The sequence below is a fragment of the Saccharopolyspora karakumensis genome (assembly GCF_004349225.1).
In the GTDB taxonomy this organism is placed as follows: Bacteria; Actinomycetota; Actinomycetes; order Mycobacteriales; family Pseudonocardiaceae; genus Saccharopolyspora; species Saccharopolyspora endophytica.
Window position 1 is genome coordinate 1 of the sequence record NZ_SMLA01000086.1, and the last position, 13843, is coordinate 13843.

The following is a 13843-nucleotide window of genomic DNA, read 5'->3' on the forward strand; positions in this document are numbered from 1 at the left end:
GACACGAAGGCCTCCGGTTGATGAAGCGGTTCCTAGACAGCTCCACTTCACAACCAGAGGCCTTCACCTGTCTGCAGAACAAACCAACTCACACACCACGACCGGGACAACCTCCCCGGACATCACACCAGCCCTGCACCCCGTAGCGCGATAGCTCCGCGAGCCGACGGGGCGGCACGACCTCGGTGTCGACCTCGGCGAACCCCAACCCCAGGATCTCCGCGGCCCGCTGCAAGGCGTCAACCATCGCCGGGCCCGACACCCGCGTCGGCGGGCGGCGCAGCTGATCCAGCCGCGAGGTCCGGTTCTCCTCCGGGCACCTCCAGCAGCTCATCGAGCGCGGCGCGCTGGTCGTCGTCGAGAAGATCTTGCAGCGTCTTCCACAATCGCTGACTCGCCGCCTCCCGACACGAACCCACCAGCCGCGCCAGCCTGTCACGCCCGGCAGCAGCACTTTTCGCTCGCGCAGCCAGCCCACCGCGGCATCGAACAGCGCTTTCGGCCCGTCACCGGTAATCCACGCTCGGGCGTCAAGCCAATCACTCAGTTCGCTGGCGACCTCGGTGAAGTCCCGCCAGCCCTCGGCGTCCTGGATCTCCCCGGCGTGGGTACGCGCGGTTCCGTCCCGCTCGCCGTAGTCCTTCAAACACGACGGATCGGAGATCTCCAACTGCTCGGCCAGATACTCGGACCTCCACCGGAACCTGCCGCGGATCCGGCATGAACCGTCCGAGGTAGCGGACGCTGGTCAGCTGGATCGCGAAACCAAGCCGGTTGTGCGGCCGACGCTTGCCCCGCACCAACTCCCGGTCCGCGTCATCCAGGAAGAAGTACCGCTCCAGTTCACCCCGAGGCAGCGACTCGGGGAACGCCCCGTACGCACGGCCCTGGTCATCCGACAGGAACTCGACTGCCACAACAGCCCTTTCCAAGATCGACAACAAACGACCTTGGAAGACTCCAGCACCGCGTCACCGCAGGTCAACGCGACGACAAACCAGGACAACGCTTAGCGCACGATCCGACACGGATGTTCCTCAAGCCCCCACTCTCGGGCCCACCGGACCGCCAGGAATTGAGCGGCCAGGCGATCGTCAGGAGTCCGCACCCTCCTCGATCAGTCGGCTGACCTCGCGGGCTACCAGGCCCAGTCGCGATTCCTGCAACAGGGGCATCTCTCGGCGCCGCCGGCGGACGGCGTCGATATCGATGTCGACCACGGTCAGCGATTGCTCCCACTCAGGCGCCTCGGCGACGACGTTGCCCCACGGATCCAAGATCCGCGAACTGCCCCAGAACGACGCCCCTACCTCGTTGCCGACTCGGTTCACGAACACCACGAAGCATTGCTGCATGCGGGCGATGAACAGCAGCAGGTCCCGCCAGTAGCCCTGGGTGTCCACCGAACCCGGAACCAACCCCGCCGCACTGTTGGTGGGGACGAGCAGGATCTCCGCCCCGTCCTGAGCAGCCAGCCACGGAAGCACCGGCTGCCACGCGTCGTTGCAGATCAACGTGGCCATCCGGGCCCAGCGCGTTTCGAACGCGCGCAGGCCCTGCCCGGGACTGGCGTGCTTGCGCTCCTCCCACGCCAGGTAGTTCGGCAGGTAGAGCTTGCGGTGCGTGTGCACCAGAGCGCCCTGCGAGAGATAGGCGGCCGAGTTGTACCGGCGCAGGCGAGCATCCTCGTGCAGGCCGACCAGGACATCGGGACCGTGCTCGGACAGTTGCGCCAGCCGGGGATCGCTACCCGGAATCGAGCGGTCATCGGCCAGCGAGCCCAACGCGTAGCCGTGCAGACTCAGCTCCGGGAACACCACCAGCTGCGCGTCCTGCGCAGCCGCCTCCTTGACCATGTGGTCCGCTTCGCGCAAGTTCGTCTCAACCTCGCCCAGCCGACAGTCGGTCTGCGCCAGCGCGACACGCATTCAACTCACCCCATCTTCATCCCAGATCGCGACCGAGACACGACTACCCGGCTCACGGCCAGTGCTTAGAACGTAACCAGGCCGGTTGGCAACCTCAGGTGCGCGGGCAGCAACACGCAGTACGCCCGACAGGCCTAAAACCAGCGGTATCGAGCTGCTGCCAAGGATTCGCCTACCGCGCGATCGCCCCTCCGTTTTTGACCGGCGTAGACCCGAGTGCACCGAAGTGGCGAGGCCATCTAACGAATCTTGCTCTCCCAGCTGGATACGGGTCGTGTCGCACACCCAAGGAATCAAGTCACCTCTTCGGCACTGTTTGCAGCTTCGGATGTCCGAGGCAGCCAACCGCGCGAAGAACACGTGCTCTGAAGCCGCTGACGGCTTCGTCGAGGTAACGAGGCTGGGCCATCTACGTTGATCCGCACTGTCATCACGGGCAGCAGATTCTCTAGCGCCCGAGATTGACACGTCAATCCCGAGGTCGTAGAGTTGACGTGTCAACTAAGGGAGGTGCGAATGACTTCAGACAGGCGTCGTGTGCTGCCGACGCGTGAGCAGTTGCGCGTGTGGCGGAACTACATCGAGACCGCTGAGGTGTTGCGCACCCGTCTGGGCAGCCGCCTGCAGGCTGACACGTCGTTGTCCTCGGGCGATTACCAAGTGCTGCTAGCGCTGAGTGAATCGGAGCCGAAGAGCGTGCGGCCCTCGGAGTTGGCCACGCAGATCGGGTGGGAGCGCAGCCGACTCTCTCACCATCTGGGGCGGATGGCCAAGCGTGGCCTCATAGAACGCAATTCCTGTGCTAACGACGTGCACGGTGTGGAGGTGAGCATCACGGAGACTGGGGAGAAGGCGTTCCGGTCTGCTTCCGTGCCGCACCTGCGCGCGGTACGCGAACTGTTCCTCGACGCGCTCTCGCCAGAGCAGCTCGCACACGTCGACGACCTCACCGTCACGCTACGTCGTCATCTCGGACTCACACCGTAAGACTCTCAATCCCCTTCTCTGTCAAGAGACCGCGCGCTCCGGCTCGCATGCACCCGCACGGTCCCTTCGCATCAGCACTACGCGAAAGGACCCGTGTGTCATGCAGTTCGGCATCTTCGGTGTCGGCGACATCGCGCCCGACCCCACGACCGGCATTCCGCGCTCGGAAGCCCAGCGCATTCAAGACACGATCCGCGTCGCGAAAGCCGCAGACCAGGCCGGGCTCGATGTTTTCGCCTTTGGTGAGCACCACAACCCGCCGTTCGTGGCCTCCAGCCCGCCGACGATGCTGTCGTATCTCGCGGCCGAGACGAAGCAGATTCTCCTGTCCACCTCGGTCACCTTGATCACCACGAACGACCCGGTCAAGATCGCCGAGGACTACGCGTTCGTCCAGCACCTCGCGAAGGGCCGCCTGGACATCATGCTCGGCCGGGGCAACACGATTCCGGTGTATCCCTGGTTCGGTCAGAACATCCGCGATGGCGTGCCACTGGCGCTGGAGAACTACAACCTGCTGCACCGGCTGTGGCGCGAGGACGTCGTGGATTGGAAGGGCAAATACCGCACGCCCCTGCAGGGCTTCACCGCCACCCCCCGGCCACTGGACGGGGTTCCGCCGTTCGTCTGGCACGGCGCCATCCGCACGCCGGAGATCGCAGAGCAGGCCGCCTACTACGGCAACGGGTACTTCGCCAACCACATCCTCGCGCCGAACTTCCACTTCAAACCCCTCGTGGACTTCTACCGGCAGCGGTTCGAGCACCACGGGCACGGCCGCGCGCAGGACGCGATCGTCGGACTGGGCGGGCAAGCGTTCATCGCGGCCAAATCGCAGGACGCCTACGAACGATTCCGCCCGTACTTCGAGCACTATCCGATGTTCCGCGGGACGAGCCTCGAACAAGCCACTCAGGCAACGCCTCTGTCGGTGGGTTCGCCGCAAGAGGTCATCGAAAAGACCCTCACCTTCCAGGAAGGTTTCGGCGACTACCAGCGGCAGCTGTGGGCGATCGACATCGGCTCCATGCCCGTCGACATCGCCCTCGAACAAGTCGAGTTGCTCGCCACCGAAGTCGTCCCCGTCCTGCGCAAGGAGATGAACGCACGCCGAGCACCGGACGTCCCCGACGCCCCGACGCACACCTCCCTAGTCAAGGCCGCATACGGAAACGAGGACCCCAGGCAAGCACGTCCCCGCCCCAACAGCGGCGACAACACCGCTGGGCCGCTGCCGTATCTCGACAGCGACCCAGCCAACCCAGCATCCATGCCGAGGTTCGCATGACCCACGAAGAAACCCCGCTCCAGCTCGTCGCGGTCAGCGCCGGCACCAGCGACCCGTCCACGACCCGCATGCTCGCCGACCGAGCTGCCCAAGCTGTCGTCGAACAGCTCGGCATCTCCGGCCGCGACGCGTCGGCACAAGTGATCGAGCTCGCTCCGCTCGCGACGGAGACCGTGCAAAGCCTCGTCAGCGGACTGCCCACCAGCTCCGTGCAGGAGGCAATCGAGAAACTGGCCACGGCGGACGGACTCATCGTCTCCACACCCGTCTACAAAGCCTCGATCAGCGGTCTGTTCAAGTCGTTCGTCGACCTGCTCGACAACGACCTGCTCATCGCCAAGCCTGTCCTGCTCGCCGCGACCGCGGGCAGCAGCAGGCACGCGATGGTCGTCGATGATCACCTGCGGCCGCTGTTCGCGTTCCTGCGCGCCATACCGGCCCCGACCTCGCTGTTCGCCGCTCCCGAAGACTGGGGCACCCCAGAGACTTCCAAGCGGATCGACCGAGCCGCCGGCGAACTGGCGGCGCTCATGACAAGCGGCGTCGGCCACCACATCGCCGACGGCGGCTGGGACAGCTATCAACACACGTTCGGCGGCAACGCCACCCGCGCCCACCGCAGTGCAACCGACGTCGACCTCGACACCGACCTCATGCGCCAAGCCCGCGGCGGACGCTGAACCCAACACCACGAAAAAGGAGAACGCACATGAGCATCGCCACCTGGATCGCCACCGGCCTGCTGGCCGCATTCAACCTCTTCGCCGGAGCCGGCAAGGCCTTCACACCGTGGGAGCAGCTCTCCCAGAAGATGCCCCTGGCACCCAGCGTCGGCAAAACGCCGATGTACCTCGCCGCATGGGCCGAGATCGTCGGAGCCGTCGGCCTCATTCTTCCCAACGTCCTCGCCCACACCATCAGCGGCTGGGAATGGGCGATGTGGGTGTCCTTCGCCGCCGCTGTCGGACTCACGATCGTGCAGGTCCTCGCCGTGAGGGTGCACATCGTTCACAAGGACAACCGGAGCCTGCCGGTCAACGTCGTCCTCATCGTCACGGGTGTCCTCGCCGCAACCCTGCTGGCCTCGAACTAGTGGGGCGTCACACAACGGCAGACACTGGGCGAGCGACAGTGGCAGTCATCGGGGCCGGTCAGGCAGATTTGTCAGCCGGTTACCACCTGCGTCGGCAGGGGTTCGTCAGCGCCCTGACTGAACCAGGTGCGAAACGCAATTTCGTGACGTTCGCCGCCGAGAGCCGCCCGGGCGAGGCGTGGCTGCACCGTGGAAGTCGCCGGCGATGGCGACAATTTCAACCACGAGGTCGGGGGGCGAGAGACCATCACGAAGGTCACGGCCGACGTCCAGGCGGAAAGTCAACCGGCAGCGTGGTTTCCGCTTTCACGAGCAATCGATACCGACCGAGTCATTCGCGCGTGACCCGCCCGGCAGTCAGAGCACAAACGATAAGATCGGCGACGAACTGCGCGTGCCGCTCGACCTCGCACGGCTCATCCGGATCTGTCGGGCGGGCGAGCGCCTCATTGCTGAACACCACGCCCCCACCGGCTGTGATCGTGAAGAAGAGGCTCCGCCACGGCACGGGACAGATGGGCTCGTCGTCGTAGAGGTAGTCCCGCCACTCGGTGGTGTTAGCTGGCCTCGGTGTTGACCAATCGCAGGAGGTCCGGACGCGTCGCGTTGGCGATGACGAAACGCCCGAATGACCTCATGCAGCCGTTCAGGCGTGGCCCTCGTCGTCGTGGGGCGGACTTCGGAAATGAGGCTTCCGAAGACCCAGTCCGCCGCCGCGCACCACAGTTTCACACGGAGCCCTGTTGCGACGACTGCCCCGCGACACCCTGAAAATGTTCGAGTGGTTCGGGCGGTCGGACTACCAAGCCGACATCCCCGCGCTACGCGCCGAACAGTCCAACCTGCGCACTCTCACCGACTGGGCAGGCAAACAGAAGCGGTAGATCAGGCCGGCCTCTGACCACACGCTCCCCTGGCTCGTGCGATGCCAGCGGCTCACGGCCAGACCCGCCGGATCGCGATGCTCACACCACACGCGAACCGGCGGATCGCTATTTCCGAAGTCGTCTCTGCAGGTACTCAGCCACGCCCCCGGGCCAGCGAACTTCGTCTCCGCAACCTTCCACCGCCCTGATCACTACGTCAGCTGGCGATCCATCCTCCGTCGACATGGATGACCTCGCCGTTGATATAGGCGGCGCCGGTGCTGGCCAGGAAGTGAATTGTCGCAGCGATCTCGGAAGGCTGACCGCTGCGGCGCGCGGGCACCGCGGTCTCGAGGAAGTTCGCATTCGCTGCGATGTTGTCACCGCCGGTTGTATCCGGGATCATGCCGCCGAGGAGCTCATGGGATGTCTCCTGGATCGAGGTGTTGATTACACCGGGAGCAACGGTATTGGCCGTGATGCCGTACGCGCCGAGGTCGACAGCCAACCGGCGAGTCATCCCCTCCAAGCCCGCCTTGGAAGCGTCGTAGGAGAGCCCATCGGGCAGCGTGCGGGTCGCCGCGATCGAGCTGATGGTGATGATCCGGCCGAACTTCTGCCGGACCATCACCTCCGACACCGGCTTGATGACGTTGAACGCGCCGGTGAGGTTGACCGAGATGATCCGGTCCCACAGTTCATAGGTGGTTTCCTGAATTCCGGCCAGGCCGTCGAAGATGCCGGCGTTGCTGACCAGGACGTCAATCGAGCCGAACTCGACGTCGATGCTCTCGATGGCGGCGCGGACCTCGTGCGCGTCGGACACGTCGATGCGGTGGGTGGTGACCTGGTCCAGATCCGCGGCGACGGTGTCAAGTCGTTCCTGGGACAAGTCGACGAGGTGAACGCGGTCTCCGGACGCGGCGAACGCGCGTGCGGCGGCGGCGCCGATTCCGCTGCCGGCTCCGGTGATGACGATGTTCCGCGGATGGGATGTCAAGCCATTGCTCCTTCGTTGTGCCGCGTTGGGATTTTGTGGATCGGTGTGTGGATCATCGGGTGAGGTAGCGGCCGGTGATGCTGTCGGGGTTGGCGGCGACCTGGGCGGGGGCGCCGGTGGCGACGATCTGCCCGCCTGCGTCTCCCCCGCCGGGCCCGAGGTCGATGATGTGGTCGGCGTTGGTGATCATGTCGAGATCGTGTTCGATGATCACGACCGTCGCGCCGTTGTCGATCAGGCGTTGGAGGACCCGCAGGAGGACTTGGACGTCGAGCGGGTGCAGGCCGATGGAGGGTTCGTCGAGCACGAAGAGGCTGTCGTGCTGGTCTCGGTCGATGTCGGAGGCGAGCTTGAGGCGTTGCGCTTCGCCGCCGGACAGGGCCGTGGTCGATTCCCCGATGGTGAGGTAGCCCAGCCCCAGGTCGGCGAGCAGCTGCAGACGGGTGCGGACCTTCTTGAGGTCGCCGAGGGCGTCGATGGCTTCGTTCACGGTGAGGGCGAGCACTTGGGGAAGGCTCAGCGCGTCGTCCTCGGTGGCGCTGTCGGCACGTGTGCGAACGATGCCCAGCGTTTCGGGGGCGTACCGCGTTCCCTCGCACTTCGGGCAGTCGACGTCGACATCGGGTAGGAACTGCACGTCGAGCGAGATCTGGCCGGTCCCATCGCATTCTTGGCAGCGCAGTTTGCCGGTGTTGTAGGAGAAGTCGCCTGCTTTGTACCCGTGTTCCTTCGCCGCAGGCAGGGCGGCGTAGACGCGTCGGAGTTCGTCGAGGACGCTGCTGTAGGTGCCGATCGTGGATCGGATGTTCGTGCCGATCGGGGAGGCGTCAACGACGTGCACTTTCTTGATCCCGGCTGCGTCGACGGAGGTCACGTGAGCAGGGCGGCTTTGCTGGTTCGCCTCGGCACGTAGGGCGGGTACGAGGCTGTCGAGCACGAGCGTGCTTTTGCCGGATCCGGACACGCCGGTGACAGCGGTGAGTTGTCCCTTCGGGATTTCGAGGTCGAGGGCGTGCACGGTGTGCAGCGGCGAGGTGCGCAGTCGCACGCGCCCGTGCTGGAAAGTGCTCGCCTCGGACGCAGGCGCGCGGACGAGTTCAGGAGCGTCGGCTGCGATAAAGGGCGCGATGCGCGAGTCGGGGTTGCCGGAGAGTGCGGACAGCGGGCCGGAGGCGATGACGTGACCACCGTCCTTGCCTGAGCCGGGACCGATCTCGATCATCCAGTCCGCGTCGCGGAGCACCTGGACATCGTGGTCGACGACGATGACGGAGTTGCCGTCCTCGAGGAGACTGCGAATCACCTCCAGCAATCCGTCGATGTTCGAGGGGTGCAGTCCGATGGAAGGCTCATCGAGAACGTAGAGAACCCCCGTGGTGCGGCTGCGCACAGCGCGTGAGAGCTGCACGCGCTGACGCTCACCGGTCGACAGCGTCGATGACGCTCGGTCGAGGGTGAGATACCCCAGCCCGAGCCTCCTCAGCATCCGCGCGATGGCGAGCAGATCGGTGACGATGCTTTCCGCCATCCCCACCATCGGTGCCGGCATCCGAGGTGGCAAAGCGGTCACCCAGGACGTCAGTTCGTCGAGGGTCTTGCCAGCCGCCCGATCGATGGGGAGGTCGTCGACCAGTGTGGAGCGAGCCCGATCGTTCAGCCGCGTTCCTTCGCACGCCGGACAGACGTGCGTGGTGAGGAACCGCTCGATGCGCCCCAAGCTCGTTTCCGAGTCGGCCTTCTTCAGCGATTCGAGGACGGCCGCGCGAGCGTTCCGGTACGTCAGGTTGACGTCGAAGACCTTGCCGTTTTTGGACCTGAACGGGATCATCCGCTCCTCGGCCGGTCCGTTGTAGACGATGTCGCGCTCGTGCTCGGTCAGTTCCGAAAACGGCACGTCCACGCGCACCCCGAGTGCTTCCACGACCTGCGCGTTGCCCAGCAACCCGAACGAGGCCCACGCCGCCACCGCTCCGTCCTGGATCGATTTGCGCTCGTCGGGTACGAGCGTGGTGTTGTCGATCTCTCGGACGAAGCCGGTCCCCCGGCAGTTGGTGCAGGCACCGGAGCTGTTGAAGGCGAAGTCCTCGGCCTCAGGCGGATCGAACACCACGCGGCACTCGGGACATGTCAGTCGCCCCCCGGTGGCGACCTTCAACGTGGACTTCTGGCGGTGCCCGTTCGGACACAAGTGCGAGCCGAGCCTGGAATAGATCAGCCGCAGGCCGTTGAGCAGCTCGGTCGAGGTCCCGAACGTCGAACGCACACCGGCAACCCCGGGCCGCTGGCGCAATGCCAGCGCGGCGGGGACGTGTTCGACGGCATCCACCGCCGGCTTGGCGGCCTGCGTCAACCGACGACGGGTGTAGCTGGAGAGGGCCTCGAGATATCGACTGGACCCCTCCGCGTACAGCACCCCCAGGGCCAGCGAGGACTTTCCCGATCCGGACACGCCTGCAATCGACACCAGCTGGTTCAGCGGGACCGAGATGTCGATGTTCTTGAGATTGTGAACACGTGCACCCCGCACCTCGATCGTGTCGGGCGAGCCAGAGCGTGAAATGGGCATGGGGGTTGCATCCTTTTCGGAAAGGTGGAAGCGACCTACACGGTGATCGGGGTGCCAGGTGCCCCGGCAGGAACGGCCTCTGGTTACGACTTGTCATCCGGAGCAGGGCCCTCAAGACCCACCAACACAGCCTCGACCTGCGAACGGACCACCTCGACAGTGAGCGGGACCTTCTCCACCCCGTCCTGCAACAGCCACCCATCAATGAGCGCGACAACGGTCCGAGCGGAATCCGGCGACATGTTCACCGCCAAGGCTGCACGCCACCGGTCGTGCCACTCACTGGCAAGCGCAGCGACATCTGGATGGCTATATCCGTAGACGACCATCTCGTAGCTCAGCGTCTGGTAGAAGGAGCTGACGCGACTCTCGCCAACGACGATCGACGTGATCCGATCGACGAGCTGTGATCTCGTCATCGGTTCCGACAAGTCAGCCATCGGGACCACACGCGTCGTCGACAGATGGCGGAACATCTCGACGACAAGCCGATCCGCGGTGGGAAAGTAGTACGTCACCGATCCCAGCGGAACACCGGCTTGAGACGCGACGCTGCGGTGGTTCACCCGACGCGTTCCCTCCGTCGCCGCAATCTCAAGCGCAGCATCCAGGATCCGCATGGGACGTCCAGGGTCGTTAGGCACGCGACGTGTGCTCACTGCCAGACTCCTTCCAGTGAGAACAATTGTACACACTAGTGCGGACACAAGTACACATCAGCCGGAACGAGTGGTACCGGCGTAAATCGGATTGCTGACCTGCCACCGGAACCCGGGCCTTGGACGAGCTCTCCGCTCGAGGGCCGTCCGGCAGTGAGGTGCAGCCTGAGGTCCGGCGCGCGGGCGCAGTGCAAGGCTTCAGAAGGAGGTCTTGTTCGTTTCGAGGAACTGCCCAAGCGCCTCCAGGAGCGCCTCCGGTGCCTCTTCCGGCACGTAGTGGCCACACTCGGGGATCACCACACTAGTCACATCTTCGGCAACGCTGCGCATCTCGATCGCGACACTGTCGCCGCAGGCAGACCCGCCCGCGATCGCGAGCACCGGAAGCGCCAGCTTATGCCTGCGGCGCACCTCGTTCTGCTCGATGATCTCGTCGATTGCGCGGTAGTAGTCGAAGCTCGCGCGCAGTGCGTCAAAATCGCGGAGAGCGTCCACATAGTACTTGACGGCGTAGGTGGGGATGGAGCGCGGTGTGGCGGCCTTGGTAGCGAACTGGTAACCGAAGTAGATGCCCTCCCGCCCCCGGACAAGTTGCTCGTTGATGTCGTGGGTGCGGTTGAAATTGATGTGCCACAGGAAGTCGTTCATGCGGCGACTGTCCACCAGCGGCGGGGAGGGGGACACGCCCGGGATGATCGCCTCGGCGACCGCGAGTCGCTCTATCCGTCCCGGGTGATCCACCGCCATCGCATAGCCGGTCCACATGCCGACATCATGGCCCACCATCGCGAATCTGGGGCACCCCAACTCTTCCATCATCCGGACCAGATCGGTAGCGAGAGTCGCGGAGTCATAGCCATCCGCGGGCTTGTCCGACAGCCCTGTCCCGCGGGGATCAACCGCAATCACGGTAAAATCACGAGCGAGGGTTGGCATGACGAAACGCCAGGCATACCAGCTTTGAGGCCATCCCCCAAGTAGGAGGAGTCCCGGGCCCTGCCCGCCGGTCACCGCATGTAGCCGCAGCCCATCCACGGTGACATAGCGACTCCGGAAGGTATCCGTAAAGCCTTCAGGCAGGTTCGGCACGCCGGTCACGGAGCCGAAACCAGTCGGTGCGAACACCATGGATTCACGGTCTGACATGAGGACCTCCAACGTGGAAGGAAGCGCCCGACTTCCGAGCGCGGAATTTTGATGCGTGCGACAAGACCGCGTGCGAGGTGCTCCAGTAAGACCTCGGCCCGAGTGTTCAGTGTCGAAACCTTGCGCGACGCGGATCAGGCGGTGAGCTCGGGTTCCTGCGCGGGCGCGGTCTGGTGCGAGGCGATGACCTCGCTGCGTTTCGGCCGGCGGTCCAGCACGCCCGACAGCACCGCGAAGCCCAGCCCGACCAGCGCCAGCAGTACGCCGACCCAGCTCGGCGACACCAGCCCGAACCCGGCCGCGATCACCACGCCGCCGAGGTAGGCGCCCAGCGAGTTGGCGATGTTGAAGGCCGAATGAATGCTCGCCGAACCCAACGCCGGAGCCTCCTTGGCCTGGTCCAGGATCCGCGCCTGGATGCTCGGGATCGCGGTGAACCCGGTCGCGCCGATGACGAAGACCATGATCGAGGCCATCACCGGGTTCTGCGCGGTCAGCGCGAATACCGCCAGCGACACCGCCAGCGCGGAGATGCCCACGTACAGCGTCTTCAGCGGCGAGCGGTCGGCCAGCCGGCCGCCGAGCGCGGTGCCGATGGTCATGCCGACGCCGAAGACGGCCAGCAGCGGCGTGACGGCGCCGGCGCTGAAGCCGGTCACGTCGGTGAAAACGGGCTTGATGTAGCTGAAGTAGGAGAAGATCGCAGCGAAGCCGAACGCGACGACGGCGAAGGAAAGCCACACCTGGGGGCGCCGGAAGGCCCCCAGCTCACCACGCACGCTCACCCCGATGGGCTTGGGCTGCTGAGGCACCAGGACAACCACAGCCGCGAACGCGATCACGCCGATCACGGCGACCACAGCGAACGCCCAGCGCCAGCCGAAGGCGGCGCCGAGCTGGGTGCCGACCGGCACGCCGACGATGTTGGCGACGGTCAGGCCCAGGAGCACCGTCGCGATGGCTCGCCCGCGCCGCTCGGCGGGGACCAGGCTGGCCGCCACCACCGCGGCCATGCCGTAGAACGCGCCGTGCGGCAGCCCGGTGACGAACCGGGCCACCAGCAGCGTCTCGTGGTTCACCGCGAACGCGGAGAACAGGTTGCCGACGATGAACAGCACCAGCAAGGAGAGCAGCATCGTTTTTCGGCGGGCCCTCAAGCCGAGCAGGGTCAGCACCGGTGCGCCGATGACGACGCCGAGCGCGTACATCGAGATGTATCCGCCGGCGGCGGGGATCGACACGTGCAGGTTGGCCGCCGCTTCGGGTAGCAGCCCCATCATCACGAACTCGGCTGTTCCGATTCCGAATGAGGCGATGGCCAGGGCCAGCAGAGCGATGGGCATGGAGATCTCCCGGGGAGTGAGTCGGCGGTCTTGTCCGCGCGTGCGGCTGGCACGGCGACGGCAGGTGATCGCCCCTCTCGTCGGTGCGTTTGGGGGGAAGCGATCCAGGTCGGAATCCACGTCGATCCGACCACTGCGAACAACGGTACACACTAGTGCGAACAAAAGTACGCATTAACTGGATGCCCGTGTGCTAGCACACAGAGCTGTTGCCGACCTCTGATGACGGTGGGCGTGCGGCGGCCACCGCGTGGATGCTTCAGTGCTTGTCTGGAACGCCGAGACCGTGGCCCTGGCAAGCGGCAGGCAACGCGGCTCCTGAGAGTTCGAGTCGCCGTCCGAGCAGGACGGCGACCCAGTTCGCGCGGGACGCCCGTGGCCGGCGCGCGAACTGCTGATCGAGCTGGTCGCGCCGTTGGAACGGAAGAACTGCTGGACCATCGCCGAGCACACCAACCACGAGAGCCCGCACTGGCTGCAGCACCTGTTGGGCCAGGCGGTCCGGGACACCAGCGCTACCGCAATCGCAGTGCTCCCGACCTACGGCCGCCGGGCCTTCGTGGGCCGGGCGCCGCTACCTTCGCGAGCAACTGGGCAAGGGAGCCGGACCATCACCACGAGACGGGCGTCCCGAACTAAGCCGGGTTGCGGCCAAATCACCTTGCCAGCCACGCAGTTTGATCATCGAACCGATGACAATCGGGCGCCCGGCACAGCGTCACCGCAACCCACCAGAGCGGTCTAAGACAGAAGTACTAGCCTCGACGTCTTCCGATGTGGGACGGATCCGCTAATGCTAGTGGGGCCGCACGCCGGAGTCCGGTGCCAATTCCGGGCCTGTGTCGACCACGAGCTCCGGTACGGGACCGGTCCATTTCTCCACTTCCACCGCAGCGTGCTGGGCCGTCGTGGCCTGTGACAGGCGGGAAGACGGGACGTCCGGGGTCAGGACATTGGGGTTGCCGTG

The 13843-nt window shown here is 65.4% G+C and carries 11 protein-coding genes and 1 pseudogene; 4 read left to right on the forward strand and 8 right to left on the reverse strand.

Features of this window, described 5'->3' with window-relative positions; all coding sequences use genetic code 11:
• Nucleotides 1–88: 88 nt before the first annotated feature.
• From E1202_RS29820 to E1202_RS29825, 3 genes and pseudogenes are all read right to left on the reverse strand, one after another.
• Complete coding sequence (locus E1202_RS29820) at nt 89–715, reverse strand: DUF4158 domain-containing protein (RefSeq protein WP_456238814.1); 627 nt, start codon at nt 713–715, stop codon at nt 89–91.
• Nucleotides 702–917: pseudogene (locus tag E1202_RS33120) on the reverse strand (DUF4158 domain-containing protein); the annotation flags it as partial. The pseudogene E1202_RS33120 and the gene E1202_RS29820, both read right to left, overlap by 14 nt.
• Before the next feature lie 177 nt (nt 918–1094).
• Nucleotides 1095–1928, reverse strand: coding sequence for a nitrilase-related carbon-nitrogen hydrolase (locus E1202_RS29825; protein WP_132686649.1), 834 nt, complete (start codon nt 1926–1928; stop codon nt 1095–1097).
• Nucleotides 1929–2444: 516 nt separating this feature from the next.
• Between E1202_RS29825 and E1202_RS29830 the strand changes: the two genes are divergently transcribed.
• The 4 genes from E1202_RS29830 (at nt 2445) to E1202_RS29845 (ending at nt 5296) form a co-directional block, all read left to right on the forward strand.
• Nucleotides 2445–2915, forward strand: coding sequence for a MarR family winged helix-turn-helix transcriptional regulator (locus E1202_RS29830; protein ID WP_132686650.1), 471 nt, complete (start codon nt 2445–2447; stop codon nt 2913–2915).
• 100 nt (nt 2916–3015) lie between these two features.
• Entirely contained in the window at nt 3016–4203 is a 1188-nt protein-coding gene (locus E1202_RS29835) for a CE1758 family FMN-dependent luciferase-like monooxygenase (protein WP_132686651.1), read from the forward strand.
• On the forward strand, nt 4200–4883 hold the full coding sequence (locus E1202_RS29840; RefSeq protein ID WP_132686652.1) for a CE1759 family FMN reductase: 684 nt from the start codon (nt 4200–4202) through the stop codon (nt 4881–4883). The genes E1202_RS29835 and E1202_RS29840 overlap by 4 nt, the downstream gene beginning before the upstream one ends.
• A 29-nt stretch (nt 4884–4912) precedes the next feature.
• The gene (locus E1202_RS29845) at nt 4913–5296 is read left to right on the forward strand and encodes a DoxX family protein (protein ID WP_132686653.1); all 384 of its coding nucleotides are present in this window, start codon (nt 4913–4915) and stop codon (nt 5294–5296) included.
• Between the two features lie 1083 nt (nt 5297–6379).
• Here the strand turns inward: E1202_RS29845 and E1202_RS29855 are convergent.
• The 5 genes from E1202_RS29855 to E1202_RS29875 form a co-directional block, all read right to left on the reverse strand.
• On the reverse strand, nt 6380–7162 hold the full coding sequence (locus E1202_RS29855; protein WP_132686655.1) for an SDR family NAD(P)-dependent oxidoreductase: 783 nt from the start codon (nt 7160–7162) through the stop codon (nt 6380–6382).
• Nucleotides 7163–7214: 52 nt separating this feature from the next.
• Nucleotides 7215–9728 (reverse strand): excinuclease ABC subunit UvrA, encoded by a 2514-nt coding sequence (locus E1202_RS29860; protein ID WP_132686656.1) that lies wholly within the window; start codon nt 9726–9728, stop codon nt 7215–7217.
• Nucleotides 9729–9811: 83 nt separating this feature from the next.
• Nucleotides 9812–10348, reverse strand: coding sequence for a TetR/AcrR family transcriptional regulator (locus E1202_RS29865; protein WP_132686657.1), 537 nt, complete (start codon nt 10346–10348; stop codon nt 9812–9814).
• A gap of 237 nt (nt 10349–10585) precedes the next feature.
• The gene (locus tag E1202_RS29870) at nt 10586–11533 is read right to left on the reverse strand and encodes an alpha/beta fold hydrolase (protein ID WP_132686658.1); all 948 of its coding nucleotides are present in this window, start codon (nt 11531–11533) and stop codon (nt 10586–10588) included.
• Between the two features lie 134 nt (nt 11534–11667).
• Nucleotides 11668–12876, reverse strand: coding sequence for an MFS transporter (locus E1202_RS29875; protein WP_132686659.1), 1209 nt, complete (start codon nt 12874–12876; stop codon nt 11668–11670).
• Between the last annotated feature and the right edge of the window lie 967 nt (nt 12877–13843).